The sequence below is a fragment of the Brevibacillus sp. NRRL NRS-603 genome (assembly GCF_003013445.1).
GTDB classification, from domain to species: Bacteria; Bacillota; Bacilli; order Brevibacillales; family Brevibacillaceae; genus Brevibacillus; species Brevibacillus formosus.
The window spans coordinates 293,285-308,139 of sequence record NZ_PXZN01000011.1 but is presented as its reverse complement, the minus strand read 5'-3'; the positions used below and the strand labels follow the sequence as shown (position 1 = coordinate 308,139).

15 protein-coding genes are annotated in these 14,855 nt (G+C 49.0%); all 15 read right to left on the bottom strand.

Features of this window, described 5'->3' with window-relative positions:
- Window positions 1-44 precede the first annotated feature (44 nt).
- Complete coding sequence (gene nuoN / locus C7R94_RS07445; RefSeq protein WP_106779529.1) at window positions 45-1,577, bottom strand: NADH-quinone oxidoreductase subunit NuoN; 1,533 nt, start codon at window positions 1,575-1,577, stop codon at window positions 45-47.
- A 3-nt stretch (window positions 1,578-1,580) separates the two neighbouring features.
- Window positions 1,581-3,113, bottom strand: a complete 1,533-nt coding sequence (locus C7R94_RS07440) for a complex I subunit 4 family protein (protein ID WP_106779527.1) — start codon at window positions 3,111-3,113, stop codon at window positions 1,581-1,583.
- Window positions 3,106-5,019 (bottom strand): NADH-quinone oxidoreductase subunit L, encoded by a 1,914-nt coding sequence (nuoL, locus tag C7R94_RS07435; protein WP_106779525.1) that lies wholly within the window; start codon window positions 5,017-5,019, stop codon window positions 3,106-3,108. Before nuoL ends, C7R94_RS07440 begins: the two co-directional genes overlap by 8 nt.
- A gap of 27 nt (window positions 5,020-5,046) precedes the next feature.
- Window positions 5,047-5,358 (bottom strand): NADH-quinone oxidoreductase subunit NuoK, encoded by a 312-nt coding sequence (nuoK, locus tag C7R94_RS07430; RefSeq protein WP_007722089.1) that lies wholly within the window; start codon window positions 5,356-5,358, stop codon window positions 5,047-5,049.
- A complete protein-coding gene (locus tag C7R94_RS07425; protein WP_015893611.1) occupies window positions 5,355-5,864 on the bottom strand; it encodes an NADH-quinone oxidoreductase subunit J in 510 nt (169 codons plus the stop codon). Before C7R94_RS07425 ends, nuoK begins: the two co-directional genes overlap by 4 nt.
- Before the next feature lies 1 nt (window position 5,865).
- Window positions 5,866-6,279 carry an NADH-quinone oxidoreductase subunit NuoI gene (gene nuoI, locus C7R94_RS07420; protein WP_007722093.1) on the bottom strand — a complete coding sequence of 138 codons (414 nt, stop codon included), beginning with the start codon at window positions 6,277-6,279 and terminating at the stop codon, window positions 5,866-5,868.
- Between the two features lie 135 nt (window positions 6,280-6,414).
- Window positions 6,415-7,425: an NADH-quinone oxidoreductase subunit NuoH gene (gene nuoH, locus C7R94_RS07415; RefSeq protein ID WP_199197922.1), complete on the bottom strand. Its 1,011-nt coding sequence runs from the start codon at window positions 7,423-7,425 to the stop codon at window positions 6,415-6,417.
- Window positions 7,422-8,570, bottom strand: a complete 1,149-nt coding sequence (locus tag C7R94_RS07410; RefSeq protein WP_106779521.1) for an NADH-quinone oxidoreductase subunit D — start codon at window positions 8,568-8,570, stop codon at window positions 7,422-7,424. The genes nuoH and C7R94_RS07410 overlap by 4 nt, the downstream gene beginning before the upstream one ends.
- A 3-nt stretch (window positions 8,571-8,573) precedes the next feature.
- Window positions 8,574-9,878: an NADH-quinone oxidoreductase subunit C gene (locus tag C7R94_RS07405; protein WP_106779519.1), complete on the bottom strand. Its 1,305-nt coding sequence runs from the start codon at window positions 9,876-9,878 to the stop codon at window positions 8,574-8,576.
- Entirely contained in the window at window positions 9,875-10,393 is a 519-nt protein-coding gene (locus C7R94_RS07400) for a NuoB/complex I 20 kDa subunit family protein (protein WP_007725455.1), read from the bottom strand. Before C7R94_RS07400 ends, C7R94_RS07405 begins: the two co-directional genes overlap by 4 nt.
- Window positions 10,384-10,755, bottom strand: coding sequence for an NADH-quinone oxidoreductase subunit A (locus C7R94_RS07395; protein WP_047069804.1), 372 nt, complete (start codon window positions 10,753-10,755; stop codon window positions 10,384-10,386). Before C7R94_RS07395 ends, C7R94_RS07400 begins: the two co-directional genes overlap by 10 nt.
- A 341-nt stretch (window positions 10,756-11,096) precedes the next feature.
- Complete coding sequence (locus C7R94_RS07390) at window positions 11,097-11,837, bottom strand: DUF6042 family protein (RefSeq protein ID WP_106779517.1); 741 nt, start codon at window positions 11,835-11,837, stop codon at window positions 11,097-11,099.
- A gap of 221 nt (window positions 11,838-12,058) precedes the next feature.
- Window positions 12,059-12,457, bottom strand: coding sequence for a F0F1 ATP synthase subunit epsilon (locus C7R94_RS07385; protein WP_047069806.1), 399 nt, complete (start codon window positions 12,455-12,457; stop codon window positions 12,059-12,061).
- A gap of 27 nt (window positions 12,458-12,484) precedes the next feature.
- The gene (gene atpD / locus C7R94_RS07380; protein ID WP_047069807.1) at window positions 12,485-13,894 is read right to left on the bottom strand and encodes a F0F1 ATP synthase subunit beta; all 1,410 of its coding nucleotides are present in this window, start codon (window positions 13,892-13,894) and stop codon (window positions 12,485-12,487) included.
- Window positions 13,895-13,942: 48 nt separating this feature from the next.
- Window positions 13,943-14,806, bottom strand: a complete 864-nt coding sequence (gene atpG / locus C7R94_RS07375) for an ATP synthase F1 subunit gamma (protein WP_047069808.1) — start codon at window positions 14,804-14,806, stop codon at window positions 13,943-13,945.
- Window positions 14,807-14,855: the final 49 nt, after the last annotated feature.

Here is a 14,855-nt window from a genome sequence, read left to right as displayed (position 1 = left end):
GCCATCCCTTCTATTGTACCTGAAGTGCTATTCAGTTACGAGCATCACTGAGAACTGGGAGAGAGCATGTTCCCAAAATCAAAGGACGGATTGAAATGAGTCTGGATATAGTCGGTGACCAGACCCGGGAAAGCACCGAAGAGTACGGTAGCGATTGCCATGATGAGAATAAACGTCCAAATGCCTTTTGGCACAACCATAGGTGCTTCGGTTGTCCCAGGACGCATGTACATCTGACGAATAATCCCGAAGTAGTAGTAGTAGGAAATGACGCTGGTGATGATCATAATTGCCGCCAGCCAGTAGTTTTCTACCACTAATGTACCCATGAACAGATAGAACTTCCCGAAGAAGCCAACCGTAATCGGGATACCTGCCAAGGACAAGAGGAAGATGCTCATCGCAATGGCCATCACTGGTGAGCGATGATACAATCCGGCGAATCCTTTCAAATCCTCTGTCTCTTGCTCACGAGATACAACCATAATCACAGCGAAAGCACCAAAGCTGACCAGTAAGTAACCGAACAGATAGAAGATCACTTCGCTGAAAAAGAGAGAGGTCGGCGGTACAAACGGCACGAGCAAATATCCCGCTTGCGCAATACCTGAGTAAGCCATCATACGCTTAACGTTTGTCTGCCTGAGCGCCATCGTGTTCCCGATAATCATCGAGGCGGCTGCCATCAGCCCCAGATAGAGGCTTCCCTCTTCGAAAAAGAATCGTCCTGATCCCGTTCCATCGGAAACGTTGAAAAACGAGATCATCATTACTCGAAAGATCAGCGCGAACCCTGCAGCTTTTGACACAACTGCCAGGAAAGCTGTGACCGGGGTAGGAGCACCCTGATAGACATCTGGCGCCCACATGTGGTTAGGCGCTGCCGATATTTTGAAGGCAAGACCTACTGCAAGAAACGCAAACGCCGTATAGACGAGGAACTGATAGCCTGCCATTCCCGCTTCTGCCAATCGGAACGAGATTTCATAAATATGTGTAGTTCCCGTGAGTCCGTACACGTACGACATCCCAAACAGGAGCACAGCCGTGGCAATACTTCCCGAAACGACGTACTTGAACGCCGACTCGTTGGAAAGCTGCGATTTTTTTCGCAATCCGACAAGTACATAGGACGAGAGAGACAATAGCTCCAATCCCACAAACAAGGTAATCAAGTCAGCCGACGAAGCCATGACCATAGCCCCGAGCAATCCGGTCAGCAACAAGTAGTAATACTCGCCTCTGTGCTGGATTTCCCCTGATTTCAGATAGGACAGCGAAATGAGAATGGCAAAAGCAGTCCCTGCCAGGAAAATCAGCTTGAACGCATTGCCGTAATCATCGATCCGGATCATGTCGATCATGTAGCTGTATGGCTTATCGAGAGCATTCATATTGATGATCACAAAGATCGCCGCTATGACCGTTCCCAGGAAGGCTAGCCAACCGATGACCTGCTTGCCGAGGCGCTTGCCTGCAAAAAGATCCAGCAGTGATAAAAAGGTAGCAAAGCCAAGAATGATAAACTCGGGCAGAAGGTAGCTCCAGTCATATGAGAAAATATCTTTAACCTCCATGGATTACCCTCCTATTCCCGTTACGATAGGTACGATCGTTTTCAGCGCCTGCTGCATCGGATTCCCCAGAACTGCCGGATAAACCCCAATGAGAATAATACATCCCAATAGGACTACCATCGGAATGACTTCCATCGGCTGTGCATCAGCAAGTCCTGTACATCTTCCTGGAGTAGGGCCAAAAGTCGTTTTCAAGATCGCTCTGAGTAAATAAACCGCCGTGAGGACAATCCCGATCGCTCCCACTGCTGCCATGACTGGCAAACGACCAAACAGACCGAGGAAGGCGAAGAACTCACTAATGAATCCGGACATGCCCGGAAGTCCGAGTGAAGCCATCCCGCCTGCCAACAACACGCCGCTGACAAACGGCATGGATTTGGCTAAACCGCCCAAATCGTCGAGCAGCGATGTCTGTGTCCGATCCCAAATGACTCCGATCAAGAAGAAGAGCAGTGCTGAGATAAAGCCGTGAGATACCACCTGGAACATCGCTCCCTGAAACCCGATCGTGTTCATCGAAGCGAAGCCGAGCAAGACAATACCCATATGGCTGATACTGGAGTAAGCCAGCACCATTTTTAAATCCTTTTGTACGAAGGCCAGTACAGCTCCATACAAAATGTTGATAATACCCAAAACTGCCATCCACGTAGAGAAATCATAGGCCTGCTCTGGGAAGAAGCCGATTCCCATCCGCAAAAGACCGTACGCCCCCATCTTCAGCAAAATACCGGAGTGAATCATGACGATAGAAGGTGGAGCCTGTACGTGTACGCGCAGCATCCACGTGTGGAACGGAAATACTGGCAGCTTGATCGCAAAAGCGATAAACAGCGCTAGGAAGATGCCAAAACGCATTTCCGGCGTAAGGATTTCAGTTATCGGATGCCCTGGTGTCGTCAGAATCGCCGTGATTTCATCCATATTGAGCGTCCGCATGATGACAAAGATCACGATAAAAGCCAGCAGCATGATCCCTGAACCGATTCCGTTATACAAAAGGAATTTGTTCGCTGCTTGTTCGCGCTCCCCATATCCCCAAATACCGATGAGGAAGAACATCGGTACGAGTGTCAGCTCAAAGAAAATGAAGAACAGAAACAGATTGTCTGCAGCAAAGACTCCCAGCATGCCGATCAACAGCAAGTGAAACAGGATAAAATACTCCTTCTGCCTCTTCTTGATCTGCCATGAAGCAATTGCTGCGAGGGTACCAATAATCGCCGTCAGCAAAATCAAAGGCATCGAAATACCGTCTACACCGAGTTCGTAGTTGATCTCAAAAGCAAAGACAGTGCCTGCCTGGGCCATTCCAATCGGAATCGAAATCCAATTATGTTTTTCTACGAACTGCAGATTGGCTGTCTCGTAATCAAACATGCCGAACATCCAACCTGCCAAGATAAGTGCTGGCAACGTTCCAAAAATCCCGACTTGCTTGATCACACCTGCATGTCGACCAGGGATAAAAGACATGACGAGAATCGCCAACAGCGGAGAGAACACCAGTGATGACAAAAGGATATTACCCAAAGAGTCCACCTCCCTTAGCCGTCAAACTGATGGCGATGATCAATAATAACAGACCGAATATGACCATTGCCCCATAGGACTGAATCTGCCCGCTTTGTACTCTTGCGTGCAATGATCCGATTCCTTGGGTGATTTTTGCTGTCAATCCAACCAAACCATCCACAATATACTTATCAAATACATCCAAGACAAATCCAAGCCAGCCTAACGGACGAACAATAACGTTGTGATAAAGCTCATCGATGTAGTACTTCTTGTAGGAGAGCTGATAGAGCCACGGCAATGTCTCTGGAATCGTGTCCGAGGAGATTGATTTCTTGCCGTACATCAGGTAAGCCAGCACGACTCCAAGAATGGAGATCAACAGTGCCACAATCTGCAACCAAGCTGCCGCATGCTCACTGCCTTCCCCAAACATGCTCGTGATTGCCGTCCCTGTGTTCGTTGACAATAACCAATCAGAGAGTAATGGCGCGTACGGCGTATTCACAAAGCCCGCGACAACCGCAAGCAATGCCAAGACCAAGAGAGGACCCGTCATGACACTTGGCGATTCGTGCGCTTCGTGCTTGCCACGTGCCTTCCCAGCGAATGTCAGGAAGAACAGACGGAACATATAGAATGCAGTAAAGAATGCTGCCAAGAGCGCGATGAACAGCAAATCGTAGCGATGCGCTCCGTAAACAGCCCCCAGAATCGCTTCTTTTGACCAGAAACCAGCGAACGGAAAGATCCCCGCAATCGCCAAGCAACCAATCAAGAAAGTCAAAGCGGTGATCGGCATCTTTTTCCACAAGCCACCCATTTCGAATACATTCTGCGTATGTACGGCATGGATGACACTACCTGCTCCAAGGAAGAGCAGTGCTTTGAAGAAGGCGTGCGTCATCAAATGGAAGGAGCCTGCTACATAACCAGCAGCACCAGCTACACCCAATGCCAGCATCATGTACCCGAGCTGACTGACTGTGGAATAAGCCAAGACACGCTTGATATCCCGTTGGGTCAGGCCGATCGAAGCTGCAAATATGGCGGTGAATCCTCCTACATACGCTACAACCGTCAAAGCGGTATCGGATGCGATAAACAGCGGATAGGTAGCAGCGACCAAATAAACACCAGCCGCGACCATCGTTGCCGCGTGAATTAATGCAGACACAGGCGTTGGACCTTCCATGGCATCAGGCAACCACGTATGAAGCGGAAATTGACCTGATTTTCCCATGGCCCCAACGAAAATGAGGATCGCCGCGAGCGTAATCATCCATGGTTCCAGTCGTCCGAGCGCGATACTCTCAAAAATCGCTCCGTATTCAAAGCTTCCGGTCCACCAGAACAACAAACATATCCCGATGAACAGACCAAGGTCCCCGATGCGTGTAACGATAAAAGCCTTTTTGGCGGCTGCTTTCGCCTCTTTCTTGAAGTAGTAGTAGCCAACGAGCAGAAAGGAGCATACCCCGACCAGCTCCCAGAAAATATATACTTGCAACAAATTTGGCGAGATGACTAATCCCAGCATGGAGAACGTGAACAGCGCCAGATATTGATAGAACACTGGAAAACGTTCATCCCCATGCATGTAGCCTTTGGAATAGATTTGGACCAACAAACTGACCAAGGTCACAATGACGAGCATCATGGCATTCAGCGGATTCACTTCGAATCCCATGTTGATCACGATATCGCCAATATGCAGCCAATCTATCACATAATTGTAATCGGTTCCCCCACCCTGGAATCTCTCCCAGAAAATGAGCACTGCGATTCCAAAAGAAACAGCCGTCAGGGTGATGCCCACTATGGCCGCTCCTTCTTTCAATTGGCGACCAAATGAGACGATCACGATGAAAGCAAGAAGCGGAAACAGAGGGATCAGCCAGGCATAGTGCATTAGAGTATCCATCTTTGTCCTCCTTTTCAGGTTTCCCTCTTATCGTTTCATTTGGTCCATTTCATCTACATTCACGGTCTCCTTGTTGCGGTACAGCGCAATCAGAATCGCTAACCCCACGGCAACCTCAGCAGCTGCAACCGTCATCGTGAACAAGGTAAAGATTTGTCCCGTCACGGATGGATACAGCCCGAATTTGGAAAAGGCGACCAGGTTAATATTTACAGCATTCAGCATCAGCTCGATTGATAACAAGACGACGACTGCATTTCGTTTCGTCAATGCACCGTACAGGCCTACACAAAAGAGAATCAGAGCGACCATTAAGTAGGAGGAAATGCTTACTGTCATTCGTTATCCCCCTCCTTTTTCGCCATGATGATCGCACCGACCAATGCGACCAACAACAGAACAGACAATAGCTCAAATGGTATGACGAATTTGGTGAATACTTCGATACCGATTTCTTTTGCATTGTTTACAGGAGCATCTGCAGGTGGCGGTGGCGCAGGCCATGGTGTATTTTGCACACCCCAGAACAATAATCCGAACAGTACGATTACGAAGAGCAGGATAAAACGGTTTTTCCATGTCCGACCCGTTCCCTCATCGTTCGCATCGTGCTTGGTCAGCATGATTCCGAAGAGCATCAGAATGGAGATAGCTCCTGAATAAACCAGAATTTGTGCGACCCCGACGAACTCCGCTCCCAGCAAAACAAACAGACCTGCAATGCTGATAAACGTAACGCCCAATGAGATGACCATGTGAACGACGCGCGTAAAGCTGATCATAAACACCGCGCCACCGATCGTCAGAAGGGACAGGATAAAAAAGGCAACGAATTCCCCTGTCATACTAATTCTCCTCCCTGACGTTCGTATTGTTGTCGTCGAGCCATTTCAAGTTTTTATACAATTCGTCCCGGCTATAGGCAGCCAGTTCGAAGTTGTTTGTCATCACAATTGCTTCAGTAGGACAAACCTCTGTACACAGATCGCATAAAATGCACAACTCAAAATTGATATCGTACGTATCGATAATCTTTCCCTTTTTCTCCGGATCAGGATGGGGCTTCCCTGTCAGTTGAATACACTCCGTCGGACAAATGCGTGCGCATTGGTTGCAGACGATGCATTTTTCAGGAGAAAAGTGCTGAATACCGCGAAAGCGAGGCGGCATTGGAAAGGGCACATCCGGATAGAAGTGGGTTACTTTTTTCTCCGTGAGCTTTTTAAATGTATACCCCAGGCCTTTGGCCAGTCCTAGCATGTGTGTCACCCCTCAGAATTTGAGAACTTGGCTGCACCACGTTTTTGACGAAGGCAAGCTTTTGACGAAGCAAGCCTATGGCGGAGCCTGCGCTATGAAAACAGTGGGACGTAGTCGTTTTCGATCAAGTCGCTACTAGAACATGCCGTTTTGGTAAGAAACCACTACAGCTGTGAGCAGGATGTTGAACAATGCCACGGGCAACAGCACTTTCCAAGCAAACGACATCAGTTGATCGACACGTAAGCGCGGCATCGTGGCGCGAATCCAAAACTGGAGGAAGACGTAAAGTGAAAATTTAAGGATAAACCAAACGATTCCCGGAATGAAGTCCAGCGATGGATGAATCGGCAACCATCCACCCAAAAAGAGAATCGTGATCAAGGCACCCATCCCGAACATGTATACATACTCAGCCAGCATGAACATCGCAAAACGGAAACCCGAATACTCGACGTGGTAACCGCCAACGAGCTCCGACTCTGCTTCTGGCAAGTCAAATGGCGTACGATTTAGCTCAGCCTGGGCCGCAATGATAAATACAGCAAATCCGATAAACTGTGGAACAATATTCCATACATCCTGCTGTGCATTGACAATATCCTCGAGATTCATGCTGCCCGTCAATAGAACGATACCCACCACGGACATGACCAGCGGTACTTCATAGCTGATCATCTGCGCAGCGGAGCGAAGACCCCCGATCAGCGAGTACTTGTTATTCGAGGCCCAGCCAGCCGTGATCACGCCTAATACGGTGATCCCAGACAAGGCGATATAGTACAACACCCCTATTCCCAGATCAGCGAACTGAATGCTCTCCGAAAAAGGCATGACCGCCAATACGGCAAAAGCAGGGGCATAGGCCAAAATTGGTGCTAGAGTGAACAATGCTTTGTCAGCGTGCTGCGGACGAACATCTTCCTTCAATAACAGCTTGGCAACATCCGCAACCGTCTGGAGAAGTCCCAATGGACCTACTCGATTCGGCCCGATGCGCAGCTGCATCCACCCAATCACTTTACGCTCAAAGTAAATGGCGTACGTAACGAATCCCAACACGACTGCAAGTAGTAAAACTGCCGCTATGATAAACCAAAGCGTGGTCCCCCATGAGGGGGCTTGCTGCAAGAGAGTATTCATCAACAGTCAACCTCCCCGAGCACGATGTCGATACTGCCAAGGATGGCAACCATGTTCGCGAGGTTTTCCCCCTGCAACAGCTTAGGCAGAATTTGCAGATTGGTAAACGACGGCCGTCTGAACTTCAATCTCCACGGTTTATCCTTGCCTTGACTGGCTATGTAACAGCCAATTTCCCCCCGCGGTGACTCGATGCGCACATATGCCTCCCCAGCAGGTGGGCGAATCACACGTGGTACTTTTCCCATGACTTCGCCTTCACTCGGAAATTGCTCCAATGCCTGCTCAAGAATTCGCAGAGACTGTTCAATTTCAGCCATGCGCAGATGATAGCGCGCCATGCAATCTCCCTCTGTTGCTGTCGGCACATCAAATTCAAAACGATCGTAAATGCAATACGGTTCGTCCTTGCGCAGGTCCCACTTGACACCTGTCGAGCGGAGCATGACACCTGATAGCGAGTAATCTAATGCCGTTTTTGTATCGAACCTGCCAATCCCTCTGAGGCGGTTGATGAAAATCTCATTCCCTGTCACCAGCTGGTGGTAGTTATTCAATTCTTTCTTCATGTACTGGACAAATTCTTTGGCTTTGTCAATCCAGCCTGGAGGTGCATCCCATTTCACTCCGCCTACGCGCATGTAGTTAAAGGTCATCCGCGCCCCACATAGCTCATTAAACAAATCCAGGATCGTCTCCCGATCACGGAATGCATACAGGAAGGGCCCCATCGCACCAATGTCCAAAAGATACGTTCCCCACCAAACCAAATGGCTCGCCACTCGGTTCAGTTCCATCGCGATCAATCGCAGAAACTGAGCACGCTCTGGAATCTCCAACCCCATCATCGTCTCTACTGCGTGGCAGAGAACGTAGTTGTTGGTCATGGCCGACACGTAGTCCATACGGTCTGTATACGGAATAATTTGCGTATAGGTCAAGTTTTCTGCCAGCTTCTCCGTACCTCGATGCAGGTAGCCCATCACCGGAATCGCTTCTTTAATCGTTTCCCCATCGATTTTAACTACCAAACGAAATACCCCGTGTGTACTCGGATGCTGTGGACCTACGTTTAATAACATCTCTTCCGTACGAAGTCCTGTTTCAGAAGAGGTATCAACATGAGTCGTGAGGATGTTATGGTTCATCTGCTAAACCTCCTCGTCGTATTGCACATAATCTTTGCGCAGCGGATACCCTACCCAATCATCCGGCAACAGGATTCGACGTAAATCCTTATGTCCCGGGAAATGAATACCTAAAAGGTCAAAAGTCTCTCTTTCATTCCAATTTGCGCCATGCCAGAGGTCCATTACAGAAGCAACCTTTGACTCTTCTCTGCTCGTTTTGACCTTTACTGCCAGGCTTTGGCGATTTTTGTAGGAATAAAAGTGGTAGTATACCTCCAGGCGATCCTCATAATCCACACCGTGAAGATCGGACAGGTACTCAAAACTCAATTGCTCGTCATCTTTTAAAAATTGGGCAACTTGATGCCAACGTTCGTTTTGAATGGTGAGGGTCGGAACTTCCTTTGAAAGCTCGTTAATATAAGAGGCCTCGATAACTTCCTGTCCAAATGCTTCGGAAATTCGTGACACGTATTTATCAAGATAGGGCTGGTTTTTGGAAGGTGCTTTTGGCGCTTCCTCAGCCGGGGTCTCATCCCCAGTCGCTTGCGCTGCTTTTGCCTTCGCTGCTGCTGCGGCGGCTGCTTTGGCTTTTGCGGCAGCGGCGGCCTTTGCCTTGGCGTCATCACCGGATTCATCGCCGCCTGCTTCACGTGCAGCTTTTGCCTTTGCAGCAGCTGCGGCGGCAGCCTTGGCTTTTGCGGCGGCAGCGGCCTTTGCCTTGGCATCCGCATCTGGTGCTGAATTGACTCCATTTTCTGCGGCTTCTTTTGCTTCCTTCGCTGCTTTTGCCTTGGCTAGTGCTTCTGCGGCGGCAGCTTTCTTGGCTGCGGCTTTTTCCTCTGGCGTCATTTCCGACACAGGTTTTGCTGGGGGTGGAGCAGCTTCTGCCTGTTCCTTCGCTGCTTTTGCTTTGGCAATTGCTTCAGCCGCTGCTGCTTTCTTGGCTGCGGCTTTTTCCTCAGGTGTCATTTCCGACACTGGCTTTGCTGATGTAGCAACTGCTTCTGATTGTTGTTCGGCAACTGGGGCTTCCGCTTCCGCAGCTTCTTTTGCTTCTTTTGCTGCTTTTGCCTTGGCAATCGCTTCAGCCGCTGCTGCTTTCTTGGCTGCGGCTTTTTCCTCAGGTGTCATTTCCGACACAGGCTTTGCTTCCGGAGCAGAGACTTTCTCTTGTGGCTCTTGAGATGCCTCCACTGGACTCGCCTCTTGGGAAGCCTGTGCTTCCTGTTCTCTTAATTTTCGCAAAGCTTCTGCCTTGGCACGGGCTTCAGCCGCTGCCGCTGCCTTTTCCTCCGGCGTCGCCTTGCGTTTCTCGTCGCTCATAGATTGGTCACCTGCTTCCCAGTCTTCGCTTCGTAACGGATTTTTTCTTGAAGCTTATTGATTCCGTAGATCAAAGCGGCAGGGTTAGGTGGACAACCCGGAATATATACGTCGACAGGCACAATCTGGTCTACACCTTTTACCACGCTGTATGAGCGCACGTACGGACCTCCCGCTGTCGCACAGGAGCCCATGGCAATCACCCACTTTGGTTCAGGCATTTGATCATACAGCCTGCGCAGCAGTGGTGCCATCTTTTTCGTGACGGTTCCGGCTACGATCATGACATCAGATTGTCTCGGGGATGCTCGAAAAATAACGCCAAACCGGTCGAGGTCATAACGCGCTCCACCCGTTCCCATCATCTCGATTGCGCAACAGGCCAAGCCAAAGGTTAATGGCCACAACGAGTTGCTGCGAACCCATCCCTTCACTGTTTCCAATGTCGTGAACATGACGTTACGATTCAATTCCTCTTGCAATTCAGGCGCAATGCTTGTCAGGTCTAGTTCCATTCTAGCACCTTCTTTCTCCACGCGTAAATCAATCCTATGATAAGCAAGGATATAAAGATGACCATCTCGACTAAGGCAAAGAGCCCCAGTTCTTTGTAAGCGACGGCCCACGGATACAGAAAGAGTGTTTCTACATCAAAGATGACAAACATGAGAGCAAAGATGTAATACTTCACGTTGAAACGCACCCAACTGTCACCAACAGGGATGTTACCGCTTTCATAAGTAGTTTGCTTCTCCCGTGTCGGTTTCTTTGGACGAAGTAATGGACCAACAAAACTGACTGTAGCTACGGGCAACAGCACACCAAGAATCAAAAAGATCGCGACAATCACATAATTGTTGGTATAGATGTCACTCACCCACGTTCCCTCCGCTCTTGAGAAAGGTATGAATCGTCTTGCGCTGTCCTCCAGAAGAAGTCGAGACTCCCTCAAAAGGGTACTGCTCGCAGCATCAAAGGTGTAGGTATGAACGCTGTCGCTTATCGATACTGCTAGGGGTTGTTCAAAAGTGTCTTTTGAACCAGTACTGCTAGAAAAAAATACCTTTATCATTATAGCAAATTGCCAATAGGGTGTCTAACGAAAGCCTTCCTTTTATCCCATATAAAGGGAAAAAACTCAGAGATTTCTCCCTGAGTTTTTCCAGCATAGTATGATAACCAAACGAATATGCCCGTCTGGTTCCCTTATTCTCTTAATTATTGAACGTTGTTTGAAAATTGCTGTCCGAGGAAGTCCTCGTAAATACGCTCCCATACAATCGTGAAGTTCATCTTCTCGTCTTCTGGGATTTCCAGCATATTTTCAATCGCATCTTCCATATATGGAGTCAGCTTGATCAGAACCTCTGCCAGCATCTCGTCATTGGTGTTCAGCAATTGCTTCATTTCTGCTTTGGACATGCTGAACGTATTTTCTTCATGCTCGTGCAGCTTCATCACGAGACGGCTAAACATCGGATGAACCAATGCCTCCAGTTTAATATGAGCCAACGCAAGAGCTTCTTCTTCTCTCAGCTTGAACAACTCAGATGCATCTGGGAATGGATATACCGGTACATCCCAAGCATCTCCATTATCGATTACCAGACCCCACTTCACAAAAAGCTCAATCGCTTCGTCAAGAGATGTCGGATACGCATAATCGGAACGGCTCATAAACGCTTTGAATCTGTTCAAAAGGTTTACATAGCCTTTAAAATCCTCTTCAGACTTAAACCCTTCTTGAACAGGCTCGGTGAATGTGTCTTTCAATGCATCGAACTCGTCCAGAGCTTTTCTCATCTCTTCTTTGGACTCATGATTCGTTACTACATAGCACATTGCTTGGAAAAGAACATTCATTTCATGAGATAGCACGCTTGTCCAGCCATTAGCCGCATAGCTGCTAGGAATCACTACGCCATCTTGATTGTGGCGGATATCGCGAATGGTTTGCATCAATTACACTCTCCTTTAATCCCAATAGCCAATGCCGCTTTTTCCCGCTATTTTTCATGCTAACGTAGCTCGTCGGCAGGGCATTAGGTCTATTATACACAGAAACATTAGGCAATTACCAACTGGAAATATCATGCCCGAATTCCATGACTCATCATTCATTGCCCTATAACCGAAAAATCCCCGCAGCCACATGGGCGCGGGGATAGCAAGCTTACGCTTTACTTCGCTACGTCGATACGTGCCATTGCACGTTGCAGCGCGCGTTCTGCACGCTTGACGTCGAGCTCGGCATATTTCTCAGCCAAACGCTTTTCAGCACGCTCTTTCGCTGCCTTCGCGCGTTCAACATCGATGTCTCCCGGCAATTCAGCCGTTTCAGCAAGGATGGTCACTTTATCGCCGCGCACTTCCATGAAGCCGCCGCTTACAGCCATCTTTACTTCTTTATCGCCTTCTGTCTTAATCCGAACTGGCGCTGTTTTCAGCGGGGTTACCAACGGCATGTGGTTCGGCATAATACCGATTTCCCCTTGCAAGCCGCGAGCAATCACCATTTCAGCCTGACCGCTGTAGACAACCCGTTCAGGAGTTACGACTTCAACTGTCATCTTACTCACTTACTCGTCTCCCCTTTCCAGGGTGTCTTACGCCATTTTCTTCGCTTTTTCTACCGCTTCTTCAATTGTACCTACGTACAGGAACGCGCCCTCTGGCAGGTGGTCATGCTTACCTTCGAGGATTTCCTTGAAGCTGCGAACGGTTTCTTTCAATGGCACGTATTGGCCTGGGTTACCAGTGAACTGCTCGGCAACGTGGAAGGACTGGGACAAGAAACGTTGAATGCGGCGTGCGCGTCCAACTACTTGCTTGTCGTCGTCGCTCAGCTCGTCCATACCGAGAATCGCGATGATATCTTGCAGTTCTTTGTAACGTTGCAGGATTTTTTGAACGCCACGAGCCACGTCATAGTGTTCTTGGCCAACTACATCAGGAGCCAGAGCACGGGAAGTGGATGCGAGTGGGTCTACCGCAGGGAAGATACCCAACTCAGCGATGGAACGCTCCAGGTTCGTTGTAGCGTCCAAGTGAGCAAACGTAGTAGCAGGAGCCGGGTCAGTGTAGTCATCCGCTGGTACGTAGATCGCTTGAATGGACGTTACGGAACCTTTTTTCGTGGAGGTAATACGCTCTTGCAGCTGACCCATTTCGGTAGCCAGTGTTGGCTGGTAACCTACCGCAGATGGCATACGGCCCAAGAGAGCAGAAACTTCCGAACCCGCTTGAGTAAAGCGGAAGATGTTATCAACAAAGAGAAGAACGTCGCGGCCTTCTTCATCACGGAAGTATTCCGCCATAGTCAGACCAGTCAACGCTACACGAAGACGTGCACCAGGCGGTTCGTTCATCTGACCGAATACCATCGCGGTTTTCGGCAGAACGCCTGCGTCTTTCATCTCGTGGTACAGGTCGTTACCTTCACGGGTACGCTCACCTACACCTGCGAATACGGAAATACCACCGTGCTCTTGCGCGATGTTGTTGATCAGCTCTTGAATAGTAACGGTTTTACCTACACCCGCACCACCAAACAGACCGATCTTACCACCCTTGATGTACGGAGCCAAGAGGTCAATAACTTTGATACCTGTTTCCAGGATCTCAACAGTTGTTGCTTGGTCTACGAACTCAGGAGCTTTACGGTGAATTGGGTCACGACGATCTACTTGACCGAGTTCTTGCAGGTCGATCGGCTCACCCAATACGTTGAATACGCGTCCGAGGGTTACTGCACCCACTGGAACGGAGATAGCTGCACCGGTATCAACTGCTTCCATACCACGAACCAAACCGTCAGTGGAAGACATTGCAACGGTACGAACCAAGTTATCGCCCAAATGAGTAGCAACCTCAACAGTCAAGTCGATGTCGCGCTCACCAGCGCTTTGTGCTTTATGTTGAATCTTGATCGCATTGTAAATGGCAGGCAGGTGTCCGCGGTCGAACTCGACGTCAACAACCGGACCCATTACCTGAACCACGCGTCCATTCGCCATCTTACTTCTTCCCTCCTGTAAAGCTAAATTGGGAGCTATTCGCTGCCACTAAGCCTGTGCGTTTGCACCTGCAACGATCTCGGAAATCTCTTGTGTAATGGCAGCCTGACGAGCACGGTTGTAGCTCAACGTTAAACGGTTGATCATATCCGTAGCATTGTCTGTCGCGTTGCCCATTGCAGTCATACGGGAACCTTCTTCGGAAGCTTTTGCTTCAAGAAGTGCACTGTAAACCAGTGTTTCCGCATATTTCGGCAACAGGTCCGCCAATACTTCTTCCGAGGACGGCTCATACTCGTAATTCATTGTGCGCGCATTGTTGCTCTCGGGAGCTTCCAATGGGAGCAATTGTTTTACGGTAGGTATTTGCGAAATTGCACTTTGGAACTTGTTGTAGCACAGGTACAGTTCGTCAATCTGCTCATTCTCGAACATTTGGACTGCTGCACCGGCAATTTTCTTGATATCAGCAAAGGCTGGGCTGACTGGCAGACCTGTTACTTCCTCCAAAAGCGGGTAGTTCCGTTTGCTGAAGAAGTCACGACCTTTGCGGCCAATCACAAAAATACCGTATTCATCCTTGGACTTGTGCTTCTCGTTGATGGTATTTACCACTTTACGGAGAATGTTGGCATTGTAACCCCCAGCAAGTCCACGGTCGGAAGTGATGACAATATAACCAGTCTTTTTCACCGGACGATTTTGCAACATTGGATGTTTGGAACCAGAGGTCCCACTCGCGATGCTTGCGATCACTTCTTGGATCTTGTCAGCATACGGGCGTGCCGCCTCAGCTTTATCCTGGTTACGGCGAAGCTTTGCAGCTGCCACCATTTTCATCGCTTTCGTGATTTGGCGCATATCTTTTTTACTTTTGATACTGCGTCGAATCTCACGTATTCCTTTAGCCACTCGTTTTCACCACCTTGAGGACGCATGCACGGGCAAATCGCCCGGCATG